Source organism: Streptomyces sp. NPDC050211 (assembly GCF_040656035.1).
GTDB lineage: Bacteria > Actinomycetota > Actinomycetes > Streptomycetales > Streptomycetaceae > Streptomyces.
On sequence record NZ_JBFALC010000019.1, the window covers coordinates 79,968 to 99,388 of the forward strand.

The following is a 19,421-nucleotide window of genomic DNA, read 5'->3' on the forward strand; positions in this document are numbered from 1 at the left end:
GCGACCTGCTCTTTCGTCTGGACGGGTGGACAGCGCACATGGTACGTATGACGCGGGACGTTATACGTAACACTTCAATGGGGTCGGCGAGCGGAAGGGCGGGACAGGCCGTGGGATACCTGGAGATCCTCAGGGCGAGGCACGCCACGCGGCTGCTGGTCGGCACGCTCGTGGGCCGGCTGCCGAACGCGACCTGCGCGATCGCGATCGTGCTGTTCGTGCGCGCGGAGGGCGGCACGTACAGTCTCGCGGGGGCGCTGGCGGCCGTGTACGGGGTCGCGAACGCCGTGGGCCAGCCGGTGCTGGGGCGGCTGGTGGACCTGTACGGGCAGCCGCGCATACAGCTGCCGGCCGCGGTGCTGTCGGCGCTGGCGATGGCGGTGTTCGCCTTCGCGGGCACCGACCCGCTGCCGCTGGCCTGTGCGGCCGTGGCGGCTGCCGGGCTCTTCACGCCGCCTCTGGAGGGCGGTCTGCGGGCGCTGTGGCCGAGTGTCCTCCGCAAGGAGGGCCAGGTGCACACGGCGTACGCGATGGACGCGGTCGCGCAGGAAGTCATGTTCACCGTGGGGCCGTTGCTGGTGACCGTGTGTGTGTCGCTGTGGTCGGCGCAGACTGCGCTGCTGGTGCTGAACGTGATCGGGGTCCTCGGCGCGCTCTCCGTGGTCGTGTCGCCGCCTTCGCGCGCGTGGCGTTCGGCGCCGCGTGAGGCGCACTGGCTGGGTGCGTTGCGTTCGCCCGGGCTGCTGGCGTTGCTGGGTGCGTTTCTGTTCGTCGGTATCGCGCTGGGCTCCATCACGGTGGCGGGGGTGTCGTACGCGGACGACCACGGCGGTGACGCCGTGTACGGCTGGCTGATGGCGGGGCTGGGGCTGGGTGCGCTGATCGGCGGCACCGTGTACGGGGCGCGGCAGTGGACCGGTGAGCCGGCGCGGCGGCTGTGCGGGCTGGTGGCGCTGCTTGCGGTGTGCTATCTGCCGTTGATGTTCATGCCGGGCGTGGTCGCCATGACGTTGCTCAGTGTGCTGTCCGGGGTGTTCCTCGCGCCGTGCATCGCGTGTGCGTTCGTGCTCGTGGACCGGCATGCGCCGAGGGGGACGGTCACGGAGGCGTTCTCGTGGCTGGTGACGACGTTCACGGTCGGGGCGTCGGTCGGAACGGGCCTCACGGGTCCGGTCGTCGAGGGCGGTGGGGCGCTGTGGGGCTTCGCCGTGCCGGGTGCCGCGGGCGGGGTGTCGCTGCTGGTTGTGCTGGTCACCGTGCGGGTGCTGGCGGCGCCCGGTGGGCGGGCCGTGGTGGCGGCCGCATCGGAAAATGATCGCAACCGTGCGGTCGAACCCCGTTTCAGCTCAGGGGATCGGGCGTAATGTTCACTCATGGACCGCCGCATTTTCGGGCTGGAGAACGAGTACGGCGTCACGTGTACGTTCAGGGGACAGCGGCGCCTGTCTCCCGACGAGGTGGCGCGGTACCTCTTCCGCCGTGTCGTGTCATGGGGCCGCAGCAGCAATGTCTTTCTGCGAAACGGCGCCCGCCTCTATCTCGACGTGGGCTCACATCCGGAATACGCGACACCCGAATGTGACAACGTGACCGAGCTGGTCACCCACGACAAGGCCGGCGAGCGCATTCTCGAGGGACTCCTGGTGGACGCCGAACGACGCCTGCACGAGGAAGGAATCGCGGGCGACGTCTACCTCTTCAAGAACAACACCGACTCGGCAGGCAACTCCTACGGCTGCCACGAGAACTATCTGGTGGCGCGGCACGGGGAGTTCTCCCGGCTCGCGGACATTCTCATTCCGTTCCTTGTCACCCGCCAGCTGCTGTGCGGCGCGGGCAAGGTGTTGCAGACCCCGCGTGGCGCCGTGTACTGCGTCAGCCAGCGGGCCGAGCACATCTGGGAGGGCGTGTCCTCGGCGACGACGCGTTCCCGGCCCATCATCAACACCCGCGACGAACCGCACGCGGACGCCGAGCGCTACCGCCGCCTGCATGTCATCGTGGGCGACTCGAACATGTCCGAGACGACCATGCTGCTGAAGGTCGGCGCGACCGACCTGGTGCTGCGCATGATCGAGGCGGGCACGGTGATGCGGGACCTGACCCTGGAGAACCCGATCCGGGCGATCCGCGAGGTCAGCCATGACATCACGGGCCGGCGCAAGGTGCGTCTGGCCAGCGGGCGCGAGGCCTCGGCGCTGGAAGTCCAGCGCGAGTACTACGAGAAGGCCGTGGACTTCTGCGAGCGCCGCGGGATCCGCACCGGCACCGTGGAGCAGGTCCTGGAGCTGTGGGGCCGCACCCTGGACGCGATCGAGGCCGAGGACCTCGACCGGATCGGCACCGAGATCGACTGGGTGATGAAGTACAAGCTCATCGAGCGGTACCGCGCCAAGCACAACATGACCATGTCGCATCCGCGCGTGGCGCAGATAGACCTCGCCTACCACGACATCCATCGCAGGCGGGGTCTTTACTACCTGCTGGAGAAAAAGGGTCAAGCCGCCCGGATCTGCAATGACTTGAAGATCTTCGAGGGCAAGTCGGTTCCGCCGCAGACCACTCGGGCCCGGCTGCGCGGTGACTTCATCCGCAGGGCTCAGGAACAGCGCCGTGACTTCACGGTCGACTGGGTGCACCTGAAGCTCAACGACCAGGCACAGCGCACGGTGTTGTGCAAGGACCCGTTCCGTTCCGTGGACGACCGGGTGGAGAAGCTCATCGCCGGAATGTGAGCACCGCGTTTCGGCTGGATCGCCGGAACGCAACGCGGGCGCCGTACGTTTTCCGTACGGCGCCCTTCTCACGCCGTAGAGTTGCGCGCACGCCATCAACAAGATCGACCGATTACGAGGCCCCCACCGTGCGCCGACGCTCACTGCTCATCGCTGTTCCCGCTGGACTGGTCACGCTCGCCGGATGCGGCGACGACGACGCGGCCGACTCGGCCCAGGCCTCCGACAGCGCGTCGCCCTCGGCCTCCGGATCCTCGGCGCCGCCACCGAAGCTCGTCGACGGTCCGCTGCCGGCGATCACGGCGGGCACGAAGTTCGAAGAGAAGCCGACCGTCGCCAAGGGCAGCGGGGAGCCGTCGAAGGACCTCGCGGTGAAGACGCTCATCGCGGGCAGCGGCCAGACCGTCGCGGAGAACGACTATGTCCAGGCCCACTACCTGGGTCAGGTCTGGGACACGGCGAAGGTCTTCGACAACTCGTACGACCGCAAGACGCCGCTGATCATCCAGCTCGCGCCGAGCAGCATCATCGACGGCTGGCGGTATGCGCTGGCCGGCAAGAAGGCCGGGAGCCGCGTCCAGATGGCGGTTCCCCCGACGTGGGGGTACGGCAAGCAGGGCAACCCGCAGGGGGGCATCAAGGGCACGGACACGCTGGTGTTCGTCGTCGATGTGCAGGCCACGTTCAACGGGAAGAGCTCCGCCAAGGGCAGCGCGGTCGCGCAGGACAACATCGACCTGCCCAAGGTGGGCGCCAACACCGACGGCAAGGCGCCCTCCATCGAGATGCCCAAGTCCGATGCGCCGAAGAAGCTGGTGGCGAACTACGTCATCGAGGGCGACGGCGCCGAGGTCGCCGCCCAGGACACCGTGCTGGTGCAGTACAAGGGCGTGGTGTGGGACGGCGGCAAGGAGTTCGACTCGACGTACAGCCGCAAGTCGCTCACGTCGTTCTCGCTGCAGCAGGTCGTCAAGGGCTGGGCGCAGGGCCTGACGGGCAAGAAGGTCGGCAGCCGGGTACTGATCGTCATCCCGCCGGACCTGGGGTACGGCGACAGCCCGCCGGCCGGCAGCGGTATCGAGAAGGACTCCACGCTGGTCTTCTCGGTCGACATCCTGGCGAAGATGTGACGTCACCGAGATGTAAGACTGTGACCGTTCGCCTTTCCGCAGACAAGCAGGAGCTAGAGACGTGAGCATCGACAAGCCCGAGATCGACTTCCCGGGCGGCGAGCCCCCGGCGGACCTGGAGATCAAGGACATCTGGGAGGGCGACGGCGCGGTGGCGCAGGCGGGTCAGACCGTCACCGTCCACTACGTGGGTGTCGCCTTCAGCACCGGCGAGGAGTTCGACGCCAGCTGGAACCGTGGCACGCCCTTCCGTTTCCCGCTGGGCGGCGGCCGGGTCATCAAGGGCTGGGACCAGGGCGTGCAGGGCATGAAGGTCGGTGGCCGGCGTCAGCTGACCATCCCGGCCCACCTCGCCTACGGCAACCAGAGCCCCACCCCGGCGATCAAGCCCGGTGAGACGCTGATCTTCGTGGTCGACCTCCTCGGGGTCTGATCGACGTACGACCACACCCGATCACCTGGGGTCCATGCCTGCGCGGGCATGGGCCCTCGGCTTTTGCCGCGCCACCGCTGAGCGGTACGGTCGTCGTTCGTAAGCACCATAGGGAGGCGAAGGGCGTCGATGGCCATTGCCAAGGCCGAGCGGCTGATGAACCTGGCGCTGTGTCTGCTGGGGACGCGGCGGCCGCTCAGCAAGCGCGAGTTGCGTGAGTCCATCGAGGCCTATCTGGAAGCCGGGTCGGACGACTCCTTCAACCGGATGTTCGAGCGGGACAAGGACGATCTGCGCGAACTCGGCCTGGTCATCGAGACGGTGGAGAATCTCGACGGCGAGGTCGGCTATCTGGCCCGCCGCGACAGCAACCGCCTCCCGCCCGTCACCCTCGACGCCGAGGAGGCCGCCGCGCTGGGGCTGGCCGCCAAGGTGTGGCAGCAGGCGCGGCTCGCGGGCGCGGCCAGTGGCGCGCTGCAGAAGCTGCGCGCGGCCGGGCTGCTCGAGGACATGGACCCGTACGAGACGCACGGCGCGCTGGAGCCGCGGATTCCGGTGCACGAGGCGGCGTTCGAGCCCTTGATGCTGGCCTGCCGCGACCGCCGGCCGGTCGCTTTCGACTACCGCAAGGCCACCGCCGCGCATCCCGAACCCCGGCATGTGGAGCCGTGGGCGCTGGAGTGCTGGCGCGGCCACTGGTATCTGGCGGGCTGGGACCGTGACCGCGGTGCCGAGCGGGTGTTCCGGCTGTCCCGCATCACCGGCCGGGTACGCACCCGCAGCGGCCGGTTCACCGTGGAGGTCCCCGATGTCGTCACCGTCCGGGAGACCGTCGCGAGCTGGGCGGGGGAGACCGCCGACCGCAGTGCGCTGATCCGGCTGCGTACGGACGCGGGGTATCCGTTGCGGGCGAAGGCCACATCGGTGCGGGAACTGGGCGACGGCTGGGACGAGTTGGAGATCCCGTACGGGCACGGTCTGGACGCCTGGCTGGTGGAGTTCGGGCCGGACGTGGTGGTCCTGGAGCCGGCCGAGCTGCGCGCCGACGTGGTGGACCGGCTGCGTGCCGTGGCCAAGGGCTGAGGGGGAGCGGAGAAATACAGTGGCCGGCAAACCGATCAGACCTGTGAGCGCCATCGACCAGACTCGCCGGATGCTCTCCCTGGTGACGTATCTGAGGGAGCGCCCCGGCGCCCGGCTCGAGGACGTCGCCCGCGCTTTCGGGATCACCGAGGACGAGCTGGTCTCCGACCTCGATGTGCTGCCCATGTGCGGCACCAGCTTCCGCGGCGGCGATCTGCTCGACATCGACACCGACGGCGAGCGGATCTGGTGGCACAACCCCGCCGCCCTCGGGGCGGAGACGGCGGAGCCGCTCAGGCTCGCCGCCGACGAGGCGACCGCGCTGCTGGTGGCGGCCCGTGCCGTCGCCACGCTGCCCGGTCTGCGGGAGAGCGACCGGCAGGCGCTGCTGCGGGCCACCGCCAAGGTGGAGGCTGCGGCCGGTGAGGCGGCCGGCGCCAGCGCCCGGCTGTCGGTGACCTTCGAATCGGAGGGCGGCGTCTTCGCGGACGTCGACCGGGCGATCTCCGAGCGCCGCCGCCTGTGGATCCGGTACTACTCGCCCGCCCGGGACGAGGTCACCGAGCGCGAGATCGACCCCATCCGTCTCGTCAGCGTCGGCCACACCTATGTGGAGGCCTGGTGCCGCCGCTCCGAGGCGCGCCGCACCTTCCGCCTCGACCGGGTCGCCGAGATCAGGATCCTGGACGAGCCGTCCGCGCCCCCCGAGGTGGAGCTGCGGGACCTGTCGGAGGGGCTGGTGCAGCCCGCCGCCGAGGACCCGGAGGTCGTCGTCGAGGTCGGCCCGGGCGGGCGCTGGGTCGCCGAGTACTACCCGCACGACAGCGCCGATGAGCTACCCGACGGCGGGCTGCGTATCACTTTGCGCACCCCCGACCCGGCTTCGCTGCGCCGTCTGGCGCTCCGGCTCGGGCGCGAGGGACGGATCGTGTCACCGCGCGAACTGGCCGACAGCGCCCGGCACGCGGCCCGTGAGGCGCTGGCGGCGTACGACGGCATCGAGGCGCAGGCTCCCGGGGAGTACGGGGCGCGGGGCGGGCGGGACGACGGGCAGCACGACAGGCCGGAGTGAGCCGCACGGGTCCGCGCGCCCGAGGTGAACGACCAGGAGAAGAGGAGCAGGGGCTGTGAGCGAGTCGGCGTCCGGGGTGCAGGGAATGTCGGTGGCGTCGGCGTTCGCCGGCATGAGAAGCGTGACCCCCGTGGTCTTCAGGGCGGGCTGCCCGGACTGCCGGGGCCGCTTCGAACTCACCGCGAGCGCCCTGCGCCTGGCCATCGGCGCGAGCAGCCGCACCACGTTCTACTCCTTCACCTGCCCCGACTGCGGCGCGTCCGTGCGCAAGCCGGCGGGGGAGCGCATCGTCGAGCTGCTCACCGGTGGCGGGGTCAGCACACTGCGGCTGCACTCGACCCTCTAGGCTCGGCGTCATGTTCTGGCCGATGTTCGCGGTTGCTGTGGGTTTCGCCGGTCTCGCCGTCCTCGGTGTGCTCGCGGTGCGGGTCTTCCTGGAGGCACAGCGCCTGGGCAGGCAGGTTTCGGACTCGGCGGCTCGAATCAACCGGGCCGCGGAGGATCTGGAGCGTGCGTCGTTGAGCGCGGCGCGCACTGTGGACTCGCTATGAGTCCGGCCGAGGATGTCCTGTGAGTCCTGCGTCTGATGCGCTTTGGGCTGCTTCGCCCTGTCACCCCGGTGGTTCCGGCAGGTACGCTGCTGGTCGCGGCCCGGAAAACGAGGCTCGGGCCGCTGACCGGGAGTACGCACAGGGATTGCCAGCCGTTTACCCCTGAGCGTTACGATCGCTGTCAAGCACGATCGGTCGGATGAGTGTTCGACCGGTCGGACAGCACCCCACCCCAGCCGCCTCGGTGAGAAGGTAAAGACTTATGTTCGGAAGGCTCGGAGCCCCCGAGATCATTCTCATCCTCGTCGTCATCATCCTGCTGTTCGGCGCGAAGAAGCTTCCGGACATGGCGCGCTCGCTCGGCAAGTCCGCGCGCATCCTCAAGAGCGAGGCCAAGGCGATGAAGACGGAGGGCCAGGACAACGCCTCCGCTCCCGCGGCCCCGCCGCAGACCGACGAGCAGCCCCCCGCTCAGCGCACCATCCAGGCCGCCCCCGGCGACGTGACCAGCTCGCGCCCGGTCACCGAGCCGACGGACACGACCAAGCGCTGACGCAGGGCCGGTGACCACCGGCCCGCTGCACGAGATGGGAATGTGGGTTGCTGAAGTCTGCCCGCAAGCAGGAGAGGGATCCCGAGGGGCGGATGCCCCTCGCGGAGCACCTACGTGAGCTCCGCAACCGGCTCGCGAAGGCGCTGTTGGCCATCGTCGCCGTCACGGTCGTCGCCGCCTTCTTCTACAACGACATCATCAACATCCTCACCAAGCCGATCCTCGACTCGGTCGGCTGTGGCAAGACGTTCGAGCAACTGGCGAACACGTCCAAGTCCACCGAGCCGTGTGCGCAGATCACCATCAACGGCCTGCTCACTCCCTTCACGCTCGCGCTGAAGGTGTCGTTGATGGCCGGTGTCGTTCTGGCCTCGCCGGTCTGGCTGTTCCAGCTGTGGGCCTTCGTCGCGCCCGGCCTGCACCGGCACGAGAGGAAGTATGCCTACGCGTTCGTCGGCATGGGCGCCCCGCTCTTCCTCTTCGGCGCCTACTTCGCCTACTCGGTGCTGCCCACCACGGCAGAGGTGCTGCTCCAATTCAGCCCGGAGAACACGGACAACCTCCTGCCGCTGGACGACCTGCTCGATCTGGTCACCCGCATGGTGATCGTCTTCGGCCTCTCCTTCGAGCTGCCCCTGCTCCTGATCTTCCTGAACCTCACCGGGGCGATCACCGGCAAGCGGATGCTCGGCTGGTGGCGGGCGATGATCATGGGCATCACGGTCTTCGCGGCGCTCGCGACGCCCAGCACCGACCCGCTGACGATGCTCGCGCTCGCCGGACCGATCTGGATCCTGTACTTCGTCGCGACCGCCTTCTCGTTGATCAACGACAAGCGCCGGCGCCGCCGCGAGGCCATGGGGCCCGCCGACGACGAGGCCTCCGACCTGGACCTCACGCCCGAGGACATCGGCGAGGTCGAGACGGTCTCCGCCAACCGGGCGCTGCCGGAGCAGGCGGGCACGGACCGGGTCAACGGATACGACGACGTGACGTAGCCGCCGCCACGAACACACAGGGCGCCCCCATCACTACGCGTGGTGGGGGCGCCCGGCGTTCGCGGCGGGCCCCGAGGGCGGGACCGCGCAGATCCGGATATTGATCGTCCTGTTGTCAGTGGGGCCCGGTACGCTCGAAAGCACGATGACAGAGGACCTCTCACCGGCCGAGCGGTATGCGGCGGCGCGTAAGCGCGCTGTCGAGCAGGCCACCGCGCTCGCCTCCTTCCGCGAGATGTACGACTTCGGCCTCGACCCCTTCCAGATCGAGGCCTGCGAGGCGCTCGAATCGGGGAAGGGCGTGCTGGTGGCCGCGCCCACCGGCTCCGGCAAGACGATCGTGGGCGAGTTCGCCGTCCACCTCGCCCTGATGCAGGGCAAGAAGTGCTTCTACACGACCCCCATCAAGGCGCTGTCGAACCAGAAGTACGCCGACCTGTGCCGCCGTTACGGCACGGGCATGGTCGGTCTCCTCACCGGTGACAACAGCGTCAACTCCGACGCCCCGGTGGTCGTGATGACCACCGAGGTGCTGCGGAACATGCTGTACGCCGGATCGCAGACGCTGCTCGGACTCGGATATGTGGTCATGGACGAGGTGCACTACCTCTCCGACCGGTTCCGGGGCGCCGTGTGGGAAGAGGTGATCATCCATCTTCCCGAGTCGGTGACCCTGGTGTCGCTGTCGGCCACCGTGTCGAACGCCGAGGAGTTCGGCGACTGGCTCGACACCGTCCGCGGTGACACCGAGGTGATCGTCTCCGAGCACCGTCCCGTGCCGCTGTTCCAGCATGTGCTCGCCGGACGCCGGATGTACGACCTGTTCGAGGAGGGCGAGGGCCACAAGAAGGCCGTCAACCCGGACCTCACCCGGCTCGCGCGCATGGAGGCGACCAGGCCGTCCTTCCAGGACCGCAGACGCGGGCGGGCCATGCGGGAGGCCGATCGGGAGCGGGAGCGCAGATCCAGGTCGCGGGTGTGGACACCCGGACGCCCCGAGGTCATCGAGCGGCTCGACGCCGAGGGGCTGCTGCCCGCCATCACCTTCATCTTCAGCCGCGCCGCCTGTGAATCCGCCGTTCAGCAGTGCCTGTACGCCGGGTTGCGGCTCAACGACGACGAGGCACGGGAGCGGGTCCGCTCCCTGGTCGAGGAGCGCACGGCCTCCATTCCCACCGAAGACCTGCATGTGCTCGGGTACTACGAGTGGTTGGAGGGACTGGAGCGCGGGATCGCGGCCCACCACGCGGGCATGCTGCCGACGTTCAAGGAGGTCGTCGAGGAGCTGTTCGTGCGCGGCCTCGTCAAGGCCGTGTTCGCCACCGAGACGCTGGCGCTGGGCATCAACATGCCCGCCCGGTCCGTGGTGCTGGAGAAGCTCGTCAAGTGGAACGGCGAGCAGCACGCCGACATCACCCCCGGTGAGTACACCCAGTTGACCGGTCGTGCCGGGCGCCGCGGCATCGATGTCGAAGGACATGCCGTGGTGCTGTGGCAGCGGGGGATGAGCCCGGAGCATCTGGCGGGACTGGCCGGCACGCGCACCTATCCGCTGCGGTCCAGCTTCAAGCCGTCGTACAACATGGCGGTCAACCTCGTCGAGCAGTTCGGGCGGCACCGCTCGCGGGAGCTGCTGGAGACGTCCTTCGCGCAGTTCCAGGCCGACAAGTCGGTCGTGGGGATCTCGCGGCAGGTGCAGCGCAACGAGGAGGGGCTCGCGGGCTACAAGGAGTCCATGACCTGCCACCTCGGGGACTTCGAGGAGTATGCGCGGCTGCGGCGTGAGCTGAAGGACCGGGAGACCGAACTGGCCAAGCAGGGCGCGGCGGAGCGGCGTGCCGAGGCCGCCGTCGCGCTGGAGAAGCTCAAGCCGGGTGACGTCATCCATGTGCCGACCGGCAAGTACGCGGGACTGGCGCTGGTGCTGGATCCGGGACTGCCGGCCGGGCGGTCGAACGGCCATCGCGGCTTCGAGCACCACGACGGGCCCCGCCCGCTGGTGCTGACCGCCGAGCGGCAGGTCAAGCGGCTGGCGTCGATGGACTTCCCGGTGCCCGTCGAGGCGTTGGAGCGGATGCGGATCCCGAAGTCCTTCAATCCGCGCTCACCGCAGTCGCGTCGCGACCTCGCCTCCGCGCTGCGGACCAAGGCCGGGCACATTCCCCCGGATCGGCACCGCAAGAAGCGGTCGCAGGCCGCCGACGACCGGGAGATCGCCCGGCTGCGGACGGCGATCCGGGCGCATCCGTGCCATGGGTGCAACGACCGTGAGGATCACGCGCGTTGGGCCGAGCGGTATCACCGGCTGATACGGGACACCTCGCAGCTGGAGCGGCGTATCGAGGGCCGCACCAACACGATCGCCCGTACGTTCGACCGGATCGTCGCGTTGCTGACCGAGCTGGACTATCTGCGCGGTGACGAGGTCACCGAGCACGGCAAGCGGCTCGCCCGGCTGTACGGCGAGCTGGATCTGCTCTCGAGTGAATGCCTGCGTGCCGGGGTGTGGGAGGGGCTCGGTCCCGCCGAACTCGCGGCCTGTGTCTCGGCGTTGGTCTACGAGGCGCGGGTCGGGGACGATGCGATGGCGCCCAAGCTGCCGTCCGGGAGGGCGAAGGCCGCGCTCGGTGAGATGGTGCGGATCTGGGGGCAGTTGGATGCGCTGGAGGAGGAGTTCCGGATCACCCAGTCCGAGGGTGTCGGTCAGCGTGAGCCAGATCTCGGGTTTGCCTGGGCCGCGTATATGTGGGCGTCCGGGAAGGGCCTCGATGAGGTGCTGCGTGAGGCGGAGATGCCGGCGGGGGACTTTGTGCGGTGGTGCAAGCAGGTGATTGATGTGCTGGGGCAGATTTCGGCGGCGTCCGCGGCGGAGGGGTCGACCGTGGCGAAGAATGCGCGTAAGGCGGTTGATGGGTTGCTGCGGGGGGTTGTGGCTTACTCGTCGGTTGGATAGCGCCGCAGGGGTTGCTGCGGGTTGCTGACTGCGGGTCGTCTGTGACTTGTCGCGCAGTTCCCCGCGCCCCTTCGGGGGCGCGTCATTCAGCGTTGCTCCAGTGGATCTCCCGTGGGTGTCCCGTCTCTCTCCCGGGCTCTGCGGGACTCTGGGGTCCCGGAGTGGAGAGGGGCTGTCGTTATGCGCTTCCGTGTCCTCGGTCCTGTTCGGCTTGAACCCCGTACGCCCTCGGCGGCCAAGCAGCGGGCTGTGCTTGCGGTGTTGCTGCTCAGGGCGGGGAGTGTGGTGTCCGCTTCCGCGTTGTTCGATGAGTTGTGGCCGCAGGGGCCGCCGCGTACCGCGGCGACGACGCTGCAGGTGTATGTGTCGCATCTGCGTAAGGCGATCGCGGAGGGCGGGGACGCGCCGTTGGTGACGCGGGCTCCTGGGTATCTGCTGCGGGTACGGCCCGGTGAGTTCGATCTGGAGCGGTTCGAGGAGTTGCACCGGGACGGGCGGGGTGCCGCGCGTCGCGGCGACTTCGCGGCCGTGTCGGGGATCCTCGGTGAGGCGCTGGGCTTGTGGCAGGGGTCCGCGGTGTCGGGGGTGGAGCACGGGCCCGTGCTGGCGGCCGCTGCCGCCCGGTTGGAGGAACTGCGGCTGGAGGCGCTGGAGTTGCGTATCGAGGCCGATCTGCGGCTCGGGCGGCACGAGGAGTTGACCGGTGAGCTGACGGAGCTGGCTCATGCGCATCCGCTGCGCGAGCAGTTGCACTGTCATCTGATGGAGGCGCTGCGGCGGGCGGGGCGGACCGCGGACGCGCTGCGCGCCTATCGGACCGTACGGCGGTCGCTCCATGACGAGTTGGGCGTGCCGCCGGGGCCCGCCCTCGCCCGTGTGCACGCGCGGGTCGTCGGCGGGCCGGTGCCGGTCAGCCGGCCGGTGCGGCAGCGGACGGCTTTCCCCGCAGATTCCAGGCGAGCCAGCGTCGTACCGCCCCCGGATGACCGGGTGATCCGTGCACGTCGTCGATCTGCTTGACCCGGACGTCGGCGAGCGCGGAGCGCAGGAGTGCGGGATCGGCGGGCGGGATGATCTCGTCCCGGGTGCTGGCGACGTAGCGCACGGAGGCGTCGATGTCCTGTAGGACGGTCGGCGTGAGGGCGAAGTCCTTCAGTACGGCGCGCAGTTCGGTGTCGTCCGCGGTGGACGTCAGGCGGCGCAGCGTGTCCCGGGTCAGCCGGGGCAGGCGCTGCCACCAGTCTGCGTCGGTGAAGAACGCCGAGACCGGAGCGCCCACCGTCAGGATGCGCCGGATGCGGGCGTCGGCGGCGGCTGCGCGCAGGGCGAGATGGCCGCTGAAGCTGAGGAAGAGCAGAGAGGTGGCGTCGGTGCGGGCGCGCGGGGCCAGGGTGTCGAGGAGGTGCGGGAGCAGGCGCCAGGAATCCGGCGTGTAGCGCTGGGAGTTCCCGCCCACGCCGGGCAGCTCCGCCACGACCGCCGCGAAGCCCATGCGGCCGAGCCGGGGCAGCAGGGGCGCCCACTGTTCCTTGACGCTGATGATGCCGCCCATGACGACCAGCAGCGGGCGGTCCCGGTCGAGTCCGGTCGCCCAGCAGGTCAACGGGCCGTCCGGATGCGGCAGTTCGAGGCGCTCGATGCCGGACTGGGTGCCCCGCCAGCGGTCGAGGGTCGCCACGGCCGCCCGCTGGGCACGGCGGCGGGGTTCGTCGTACGGGTACGGGAAGCGGGCCAGCGTGTAGTGGCGGCAGGCGTCCAGGAGGTGGCCGCGGGCGGCGAGTTCGTCGGCGCGGGTGGCCCAGACGTGGGTCCAGGAGTCGGGGGAGTCCGGGGTGTCGTTGCCGATGCGGTCCAGGACGCGGGCGATGGCGCGGGCGGACAGGCCCTGGTTGCGGGCGTGCAGACGGGCGTACTCCTTGAGTTCGGCCAGGGGGCCGGGGAGGGTGACGGGGTTCGGGTCCAGGCTCATGGGGTGTCCTTCGGGGATTCGGGGCCGATCGCGACGGCCGCCGTGTAGGTGGTCTCCGAGGTGGTCAGGGTGTGGGTGCGCAGGGTCCAGCCCGGTGGGGGCCGGGTGCCGAACGTCCTGAAGTCCAGGGCCAGTCCACGGCCGACCGCCTTGCTGTACGCCTCCTTCGCCGTCCACCAGCGCACGAGCAGCGCGTTGCGGTCGGCGGCCGGCGTGCGGGCGAGGCGGGCCAGTTCGCGCGGGGTGCACATGTGGCTCGGGAAGCGGGGGCCGTCCAGGGGCCGATCGGTGCGCTCCAGGTCGACGCCAATGGTGAGGAGGGCGGCGGTGCGCTCGCACAGGCCCACGAGGACCAGGCCTTCGGTGTGGCTGAGGCTGACGGCGTAACGGGACGCGGCGCCGCGCAGGCAGGGGCGGCCGCCGGAGTCGTAGGCGAGGTCCGTGGTCCCGATGATGTGGTGGAGCAGGGCCCGTGCCGCCAGGAAGCGCGCCCGGACCTCGGGATGCGTCGGGCCGCGGAGCCTGGCCGCGTCGGCGCCCCGCAGCGACGGCGCCCGGTCGGCCCAGTCGGACACGGAGCCGTACGCCACCACCGCCCCCCGCGCGAGCAGCCGGGCCGCCTCAGCCGGCCGGGCGGTGAGGGGCACGGGAGGGGGAGCGCAGCTCGGCGACGGGTGCGAGGCGCGGGGGTGCATCGGACGTGGCCTCCCAACTGCCGTGCTCCAGCGCCTCCGTCAGCTCCCCGAGGACGTCCGCCGCGGCGGCGCCGTCGAGGACGCGGTGGTCGAAGGCGAGACCGAGGCGCATGACGGGCGCGGCCTCGATGGTGCCGTCCTCACGGACGACAGGGCGTGGGGTCGTCCGGCCGCAGGTGAGGGTCACCGCCGTACCGCCCGTGGAGTGGAAGCCGTCCACCGGGCGGTGGCCGAGGGAGCTGACGGAGACCGTGCCGAGGACCGAAGGACGCCGCCGGGCGCTGCGCAGGGCGTGCGCGAAGGCGACGCGGCCCAGCCACACCGGGAGGCGTACGAGGGTCCGTACGCCACCGAATTCCGGGAGGGTGGCGACGTCGGGCGAGCGGTAGCGGTCGACCTTGTCCTGGATGGCGTCGAGGCTCGCCGTCTCCAGGTCGGGGATCAGCGCGGACAGCACGACGCGCTCCCCTCCGGCCGACTTGGCGTCGAGCGCGAGCTTGCCGGTGACCGACGGGAAGCGCACGATGCGCGGGGCGCGCAGGCGGCGCGGCGCCAGGACGGCGTTGGCGTCGGGGTGGCGGTGCAGGACGCGGCCCGCCGCGTATAGGACGTACGTCACCGTCGAGTAGCGGCGTTCGGCGGCGGCGCGGTGGGCGTGGACGGCGCCCATGTCGACGTCCGTGTCCAGGAACACCGGGCGCTGGCGGGCGGCGTACTCCAGGAAGTAGAGGGTGTGGCGGCGGTCGCGCACCGCATGGGTCGTGGTCATGGCGTGATCACCAGCTCGTGGATCTGACGGAGGCTGCGGGCTTCGAGGAGGCGGCCGACCGGGACGGGGCGGCCGAGGGTGTGCTCCAGGGCGGTCACCAGCTTCAGCAGGTACATGGAGTCCCACTCGGGCAGTTCGTCGAAGTCGGCGTCGAGCAGGGCCGTTTCCTCGGCGGGCGTGGTGCCGAGCGGGAGGCCGGTCTCGTCGCGCACCAGGCGCGCGAACTCGGCAAGGGGCAGGGGGTGGGTCTCTGTGGGCATCTCTACCGTCCTTCCAGGGCTCTCCAGGCCTTCCACGGCTTTACAGTCCCTCCAAGGCGAACCCCGCCTTGATCCACTTGCTTGACTCGACCGCGACGGCGAGGGCCTTCTGGCCGCCCGCGATCTCCTTCATCAGCTGCTGAAGCTGGAGGAAGGGCAGTGCGTTGCCGTTGTTGCCGGTGTCCGCGACGCAGGAGATCTCCCGCGCGGTGGGGAGTCCCAGCTGCTCGGTGATCAGCCGGGTCATACGGCCCGACAGCTGCGGTGGGAGGAGGAAGTCCAGGTCCTCGGGCGACCAGCCCAAGCCGTCCAGGAGTTCCCAGAGGATCTCCGCGGCCATGGCGGGCACCGAGCCCTCGATCGCCTTGTAGTCCTCGGTGAGCGCCTGGCGCTGGTCGTGCCGGTCGGCGAGCCCGAACCAGTCGATGATCTGGCCGGGGCTGCGGCCGAGCCCAGTACAGCGGTTGAGGGTGCGGCGCAGGGCCACCGGCCGTTCACCGGGGTCGGCGCCGACGACGGCGGCGCCCGCGCCGTCGCCGAACAGGACGCAGTTGACCAGGTCGCCAGGGGCCGCGGAGGCGAGGTCGCGGCGCAGGTCGAGATGTTTGGTGCAGACGTCGCCGCCGATGGCGAGGCCGGTGCGGTGGGTGCCGCCGCTGATGAAGGTGTGGGCGAGCGCGAGGGCCTGGACGGCGCCCGCGCAGCCCGACTGGAGCTGGTAGGTGGGGAGTTGGTCGAGGCCGAGGCGGTCGGCGACCTCGTTGACGGTGGCCGGCATCAGATGGTCCGGGGTCGCCGTGCCCAGGACGATGAACTCGATGTCGGCCGGGTCGGTGCCGGCGCACTCGATCGCCTGCGAGGCGGCCTCCGCGCACAGGTCGGCCAGGGACCAGCGGACCTCCCCGGTGCTCAGATCGCGGGCGAAGTGCCGGGTGCGGGTGCCGATGAAGTGGTCGATCCACTCCTCGTTGACACCCAGCGACGCGGCCAGCGAGGCGTTGTCGACGGGCGCGCCGGGCAACGCGGAACCGGCGGCGGCTACATGGACGGTGGGGCCGGTGGGGGGTGCGGGCACGGTCATAGGGCGGGCTCCGTCGATGAGGCGACGCCACCTTGTGCGGCGCGCGCGGTGACGTACGCGATCAGGTCGCCGAGCGTGGACAGATGGCCGAGCAGCTCCTCCACCGGCAGCGGCCCCAGCGACGGCAGCCGGGCCTCGACGCGCGCCTTCAACTCGATCAGCGTGACCGAGTCCAGGCCGAGGTCCTCCTGGGGGCGCGAGTGCGGGGAGAGCGCGGAGACGTCGTAGCCGCCGAGTTCGGCGACGGCTTCGAGGACGTGGAGCTCGATCGAGTCGGTGCGTGAAACCTCCTCCGGTTCCGCCTCGATCATGTGCGGACGCGGAGTCGGCAGGCCGCCGCGCCAGAAGCGTCCGTCCGTGGCGAAGATGTACGGCAGCAGCCGCCGCGTCGGTCCCTGGTCCTGCGCGGGCCAGTCCACGTCCACGCCCGCCCGGTACAGGGCGGCGACCGTCGCCGCCAGCTCCGTCCCTGTCGCGGCCTCACCCGGCAGCGGGTGGAGGGGGAGCGGGGGATGGTCGGTCGCGAGACGGCGGGCCAGGGCGGTCAGGACCGGGCGGGGGCCGAGTTCGACGAGGTGGGTGGGGCGCTCGTCCAGGAGCTGGGAGGCGGCGTCCGCGAACAGGACCGGGGCGCTGATGTGTTCCGTCCAGTACGCGGCGTCCAGCGGCTCCGACTCCAGGACCTTGCCGCGGACGGTCGAGTAGAACGGGGTGCGCGGGACGCCGCCCGCGGTCTCCTCGGCGATGCGGTGGAACGGTTCGAGGACCGGCCGCATGAGCGGTGAGTGGAAGGCGTGCGAGACCTCCAGCCGGCGCACGCGGACGTCGTCGAGGGCGGACGCGATACGGTCCAGGGCGGCGAGGTCACCGGAGAGGACCGTGGACCGGGGGCCGTTGAAGGCGGCGAAGCCGACCAGGGGCTCCCGCTCGACCAGCTCGTGCAGCCGGTCCGCGGGCGCGTGGACGGCCAGCATGCCGCCGCCGTCGGGGAGTTGCTCCATCAGCGTGCCCCGAGCGGCGATCAGCCGGGCCGCGTCCGCCAGCGACAGCGCCTCGGCATGCACCGCCGCCGCGAACTCACCCACGCTGTGCCCGAGCAGCAGCGCCGGGCGCACGCCGACATCCGCGAGCGCGGCGCCCAGCGCGTACCCGACGGCGAACAGGGCGGGTTGCGCCCATCGCGTGCGGTGCACGGCCGGGTCGCCGCGCAGCAGCAGGTCGCGTACGGACGTCTCGGTGTACGGCAGCAGCGCCGCGTCGGCCGCGTCCAGGTGACGGCGGTAGAGCGAGGACGAACGGTAGAGCTGGGCGCCCATGGTGGGGAACTGGGCGCCCTGGCCGGTGAACAGGGCGGCGATGAGCGGACCTTGCTGGGCAGCGGTGGGCCGTTCGTCGCGCAGCGCCTTCGCCAGCCGCGAACTGCCCTCCTCCGCCCCCACCACGACCGCCGCCCGCACCGCGTGCCCCGACTTGACCCGTTGCGAGGCCCGGCACAACGGCCCGACCGGTGACTGGCGTCGGCCGATCGCCTCGGCCTGGGCGGCGAGGTTACGGCGCAGTGAGGGCGCGTCGGGTGCGGTGAGGGTGAAGACGTGGGCGCCGAGGGCGGGCGGGGCCGAAGCCGTCGTACGGACGGCGGGCGCCGACTCCAGGACGGCGTGCGCGTTCGTGCCGCCCATGCCGAAGCTGCTCAGGCCCGCCAATGCCGGACCGGACAGCCTCAGCGGTGACTTGAGGAGCCTCAGCCCCTTCTCCGCCAGGCGGAGTCCGGGGTTCTCGTGCGCGGCGAAGCGGCTGACCGGGACCGTGCGGTGATGCAGGGCGAGGGCGACCTTGATGAGGCCGGCGATCCCGGCGGCGCCCTCCGTGTGGCCGAGGTTGCCCTTGACCGAGCCGAGGGCCATCGGGCGGGCGCGGCCGGCGTGCCAGGCGCCGAGGGCCTTCGCCTCGATCATGTCGCCGAGGGCGGTGCCGGTGCCGTGTCCCTCGGTGAAGACCACGTCGCCCGGTTCCACGCCCGCCCTGCGGTACGCCGCCGCCATCACCTCCTGCTGCGACCAACGGCTCGGCGCGGTCAGCCCGTTGCTCCGCCCGTCCTGGTTGACGGCCGTCCCGCGGATCACCGCGTACACGTGATCGCCGTCGGCCAGCGCGTCCTCCAGCCGCCGCAGCACGACCGCCCCGACACCCTCCCCGCGTCCGATGCCGTTCGCCCCCGCGCTGAACGGCTTGCAGCGGCCGTCCGGCGCGGCGAGCCCCGCCCGCTCGTAGAACAGGCCGAGCGCGGGCGTCAGCGCGATGTTGACGCCGCCCGCGAGGGCCCGGTCGCACTCCCCGGAGAGCAGGGCGTTCACCGCCAGATGCACCGCGACCAGCGACGATGAGCACGCCGTGTCGACGGCCAGGCACGGGCCCTTGAGGTCCAGGTGGTACGAGACCCGGTTGGCGATCATGCAGTAGCCGTTTCCGGAACCGATCTGCGGGGTGATCCCCGGCAGGTCGGTCAGCGTCAGCTGTGCCCACTCGCTGCCCATCACCCCGACGAACACACCGGTCGCCGTCCCGGCCAGCCGGTGCGGTGCGACGCCCGCGTCCTCGAACGCCCGCCACGCGCACTGCAGCATCAGCCGCTGCTGCGGATCCATGGACGCCGCCTCGCGCGGGGTGATGGTGAAGAAGGCGTTGTCGAAAGCGTCCGCGTCGGCGAGGAAGCCGCCCTCGCCGGGTCCGCCCGTCACCCCGGGGTCCCAGCGCTCACGTGGCACCCGGCTGATGCCGTCGCCGCCCCGCATCAGCAACTCCCAGAAGCGGTACGGATCCTCGGCACCCGGGAAACGGCAGTCGAGACCCGTTACGGCAACCGCGCTCATCCGGCGTTCTCCAGCTCTTTCCAGAGGTGGCCGGCGAGCGCCCGCACGGTCGGGAAGTCCCAGGCGGCCGTGGGGTCCACGGGGATGCCGAAGTGGTCCTCCACATCACCGCAGAGACTGAGCGCGGCCACCGAGTCCAGGCCGTACTCGGCGAGCGGCACCGTCGGGTCGATCTCGGCGGGGTCGCGCCGCAGATAGGCGCCGACCCGGGTGGTGAGCCAGTCGATCAGGGACTGCTCCGTGGGGACGGTGGGCAAGGACATGGGGTT

At 70.8% G+C, this 19,421-nt stretch carries 19 protein-coding genes; 12 read left to right on the plus strand and 7 right to left on the minus strand.

Annotated elements, in window-relative coordinates; all coding sequences use genetic code 11:
• Positions 1-77: 77 nt before the first annotated feature.
• The 12 genes from AB0I98_RS20820 to AB0I98_RS20875 all read left to right on the plus strand — a co-directional run bounded on the left by AB0I98_RS20820 (position 78) and on the right by AB0I98_RS20875 (position 12,528).
• A complete protein-coding gene (locus AB0I98_RS20820) occupies positions 78-1,364 on the plus strand; it encodes an MFS transporter (RefSeq protein ID WP_362943808.1) in 1,287 nt (428 codons plus the stop codon).
• Between the two features lie 9 nt (positions 1,365-1,373).
• The gene (gene pafA / locus AB0I98_RS20825; protein ID WP_028801611.1) at positions 1,374-2,735 is read left to right on the plus strand and encodes a Pup--protein ligase; all 1,362 of its coding nucleotides are present in this window, start codon (positions 1,374-1,376) and stop codon (positions 2,733-2,735) included.
• Positions 2,736-2,863: 128 nt separating this feature from the next.
• On the plus strand, positions 2,864-3,865 hold the full coding sequence (locus tag AB0I98_RS20830; RefSeq protein WP_362943811.1) for an FKBP-type peptidyl-prolyl cis-trans isomerase: 1,002 nt from the start codon (positions 2,864-2,866) through the stop codon (positions 3,863-3,865).
• A 61-nt stretch (positions 3,866-3,926) separates the two neighbouring features.
• Entirely contained in the window at positions 3,927-4,298 is a 372-nt protein-coding gene (locus AB0I98_RS20835) for an FKBP-type peptidyl-prolyl cis-trans isomerase (protein WP_030053355.1), read from the plus strand.
• Between the two features lie 129 nt (positions 4,299-4,427).
• Positions 4,428-5,381 carry a WYL domain-containing protein gene (locus AB0I98_RS20840; protein WP_362943814.1) on the plus strand — a complete coding sequence of 318 codons (954 nt, stop codon included), beginning with the start codon at positions 4,428-4,430 and terminating at the stop codon, positions 5,379-5,381.
• Positions 5,382-5,400: 19 nt separating this feature from the next.
• A complete protein-coding gene (locus AB0I98_RS20845; protein WP_362943817.1) occupies positions 5,401-6,453 on the plus strand; it encodes a WYL domain-containing protein in 1,053 nt (350 codons plus the stop codon).
• Positions 6,454-6,508: 55 nt separating this feature from the next.
• Positions 6,509-6,799 carry a hypothetical protein gene (locus tag AB0I98_RS20850; protein WP_362943820.1) on the plus strand — a complete coding sequence of 97 codons (291 nt, stop codon included), beginning with the start codon at positions 6,509-6,511 and terminating at the stop codon, positions 6,797-6,799.
• A gap of 10 nt (positions 6,800-6,809) precedes the next feature.
• On the plus strand, positions 6,810-7,004 hold the full coding sequence (locus AB0I98_RS20855; protein ID WP_301978529.1) for a hypothetical protein: 195 nt from the start codon (positions 6,810-6,812) through the stop codon (positions 7,002-7,004).
• A 262-nt stretch (positions 7,005-7,266) separates the two neighbouring features.
• Complete coding sequence (gene tatA, locus AB0I98_RS20860; protein WP_362943823.1) at positions 7,267-7,557, plus strand: Sec-independent protein translocase subunit TatA; 291 nt, start codon at positions 7,267-7,269, stop codon at positions 7,555-7,557.
• Positions 7,558-7,604: 47 nt separating this feature from the next.
• The gene (tatC, locus tag AB0I98_RS20865) at positions 7,605-8,555 is read left to right on the plus strand and encodes a twin-arginine translocase subunit TatC (protein WP_362943826.1); all 951 of its coding nucleotides are present in this window, start codon (positions 7,605-7,607) and stop codon (positions 8,553-8,555) included.
• A gap of 100 nt (positions 8,556-8,655) precedes the next feature.
• A complete protein-coding gene (locus tag AB0I98_RS20870; protein ID WP_362943829.1) occupies positions 8,656-11,508 on the plus strand; it encodes a DEAD/DEAH box helicase in 2,853 nt (950 codons plus the stop codon).
• A gap of 180 nt (positions 11,509-11,688) precedes the next feature.
• The gene (locus AB0I98_RS20875) at positions 11,689-12,528 is read left to right on the plus strand and encodes an AfsR/SARP family transcriptional regulator (protein ID WP_362943832.1); all 840 of its coding nucleotides are present in this window, start codon (positions 11,689-11,691) and stop codon (positions 12,526-12,528) included.
• Here AB0I98_RS20875 and AB0I98_RS20880 read toward each other — a convergent pair.
• From AB0I98_RS20880 to AB0I98_RS20910, 7 genes are read right to left on the minus strand one after another with little or no spacing between them, the layout of a single operon-like run.
• Entirely contained in the window at positions 12,419-13,477 is a 1,059-nt protein-coding gene (locus AB0I98_RS20880) for an alpha/beta hydrolase (RefSeq protein WP_362943835.1), read from the minus strand. The two genes, AB0I98_RS20875 and AB0I98_RS20880, sit on opposite strands and share 110 nt — an antisense overlap.
• Positions 13,474-14,124 carry a 4'-phosphopantetheinyl transferase superfamily protein gene (locus tag AB0I98_RS20885; protein ID WP_362943837.1) on the minus strand — a complete coding sequence of 217 codons (651 nt, stop codon included), beginning with the start codon at positions 14,122-14,124 and terminating at the stop codon, positions 13,474-13,476. Before AB0I98_RS20885 ends, AB0I98_RS20880 begins: the two co-directional genes overlap by 4 nt.
• Positions 14,099-14,941: a 2-oxo acid dehydrogenase subunit E2 gene (locus AB0I98_RS20890; RefSeq protein ID WP_362943839.1), complete on the minus strand. Its 843-nt coding sequence runs from the start codon at positions 14,939-14,941 to the stop codon at positions 14,099-14,101. Before AB0I98_RS20890 ends, AB0I98_RS20885 begins: the two co-directional genes overlap by 26 nt.
• Positions 14,938-15,201 carry an acyl carrier protein gene (locus tag AB0I98_RS20895; RefSeq protein WP_362943841.1) on the minus strand — a complete coding sequence of 88 codons (264 nt, stop codon included), beginning with the start codon at positions 15,199-15,201 and terminating at the stop codon, positions 14,938-14,940. The genes AB0I98_RS20890 and AB0I98_RS20895 overlap by 4 nt, the downstream gene beginning before the upstream one ends.
• 40 nt (positions 15,202-15,241) lie before the next feature.
• Positions 15,242-16,282, minus strand: a complete 1,041-nt coding sequence (locus AB0I98_RS20900) for a 3-oxoacyl-ACP synthase III family protein (RefSeq protein WP_362943842.1) — start codon at positions 16,280-16,282, stop codon at positions 15,242-15,244.
• Entirely contained in the window at positions 16,279-19,152 is a 2,874-nt protein-coding gene (locus AB0I98_RS20905) for a beta-ketoacyl synthase N-terminal-like domain-containing protein (RefSeq protein WP_362943844.1), read from the minus strand. The genes AB0I98_RS20900 and AB0I98_RS20905 overlap by 4 nt, the downstream gene beginning before the upstream one ends.
• Positions 19,149-19,415: an acyl carrier protein gene (locus tag AB0I98_RS20910; protein WP_301978518.1), complete on the minus strand. Its 267-nt coding sequence runs from the start codon at positions 19,413-19,415 to the stop codon at positions 19,149-19,151. The genes AB0I98_RS20905 and AB0I98_RS20910 overlap by 4 nt, the downstream gene beginning before the upstream one ends.
• Positions 19,416-19,421 lie beyond the last annotated feature (6 nt).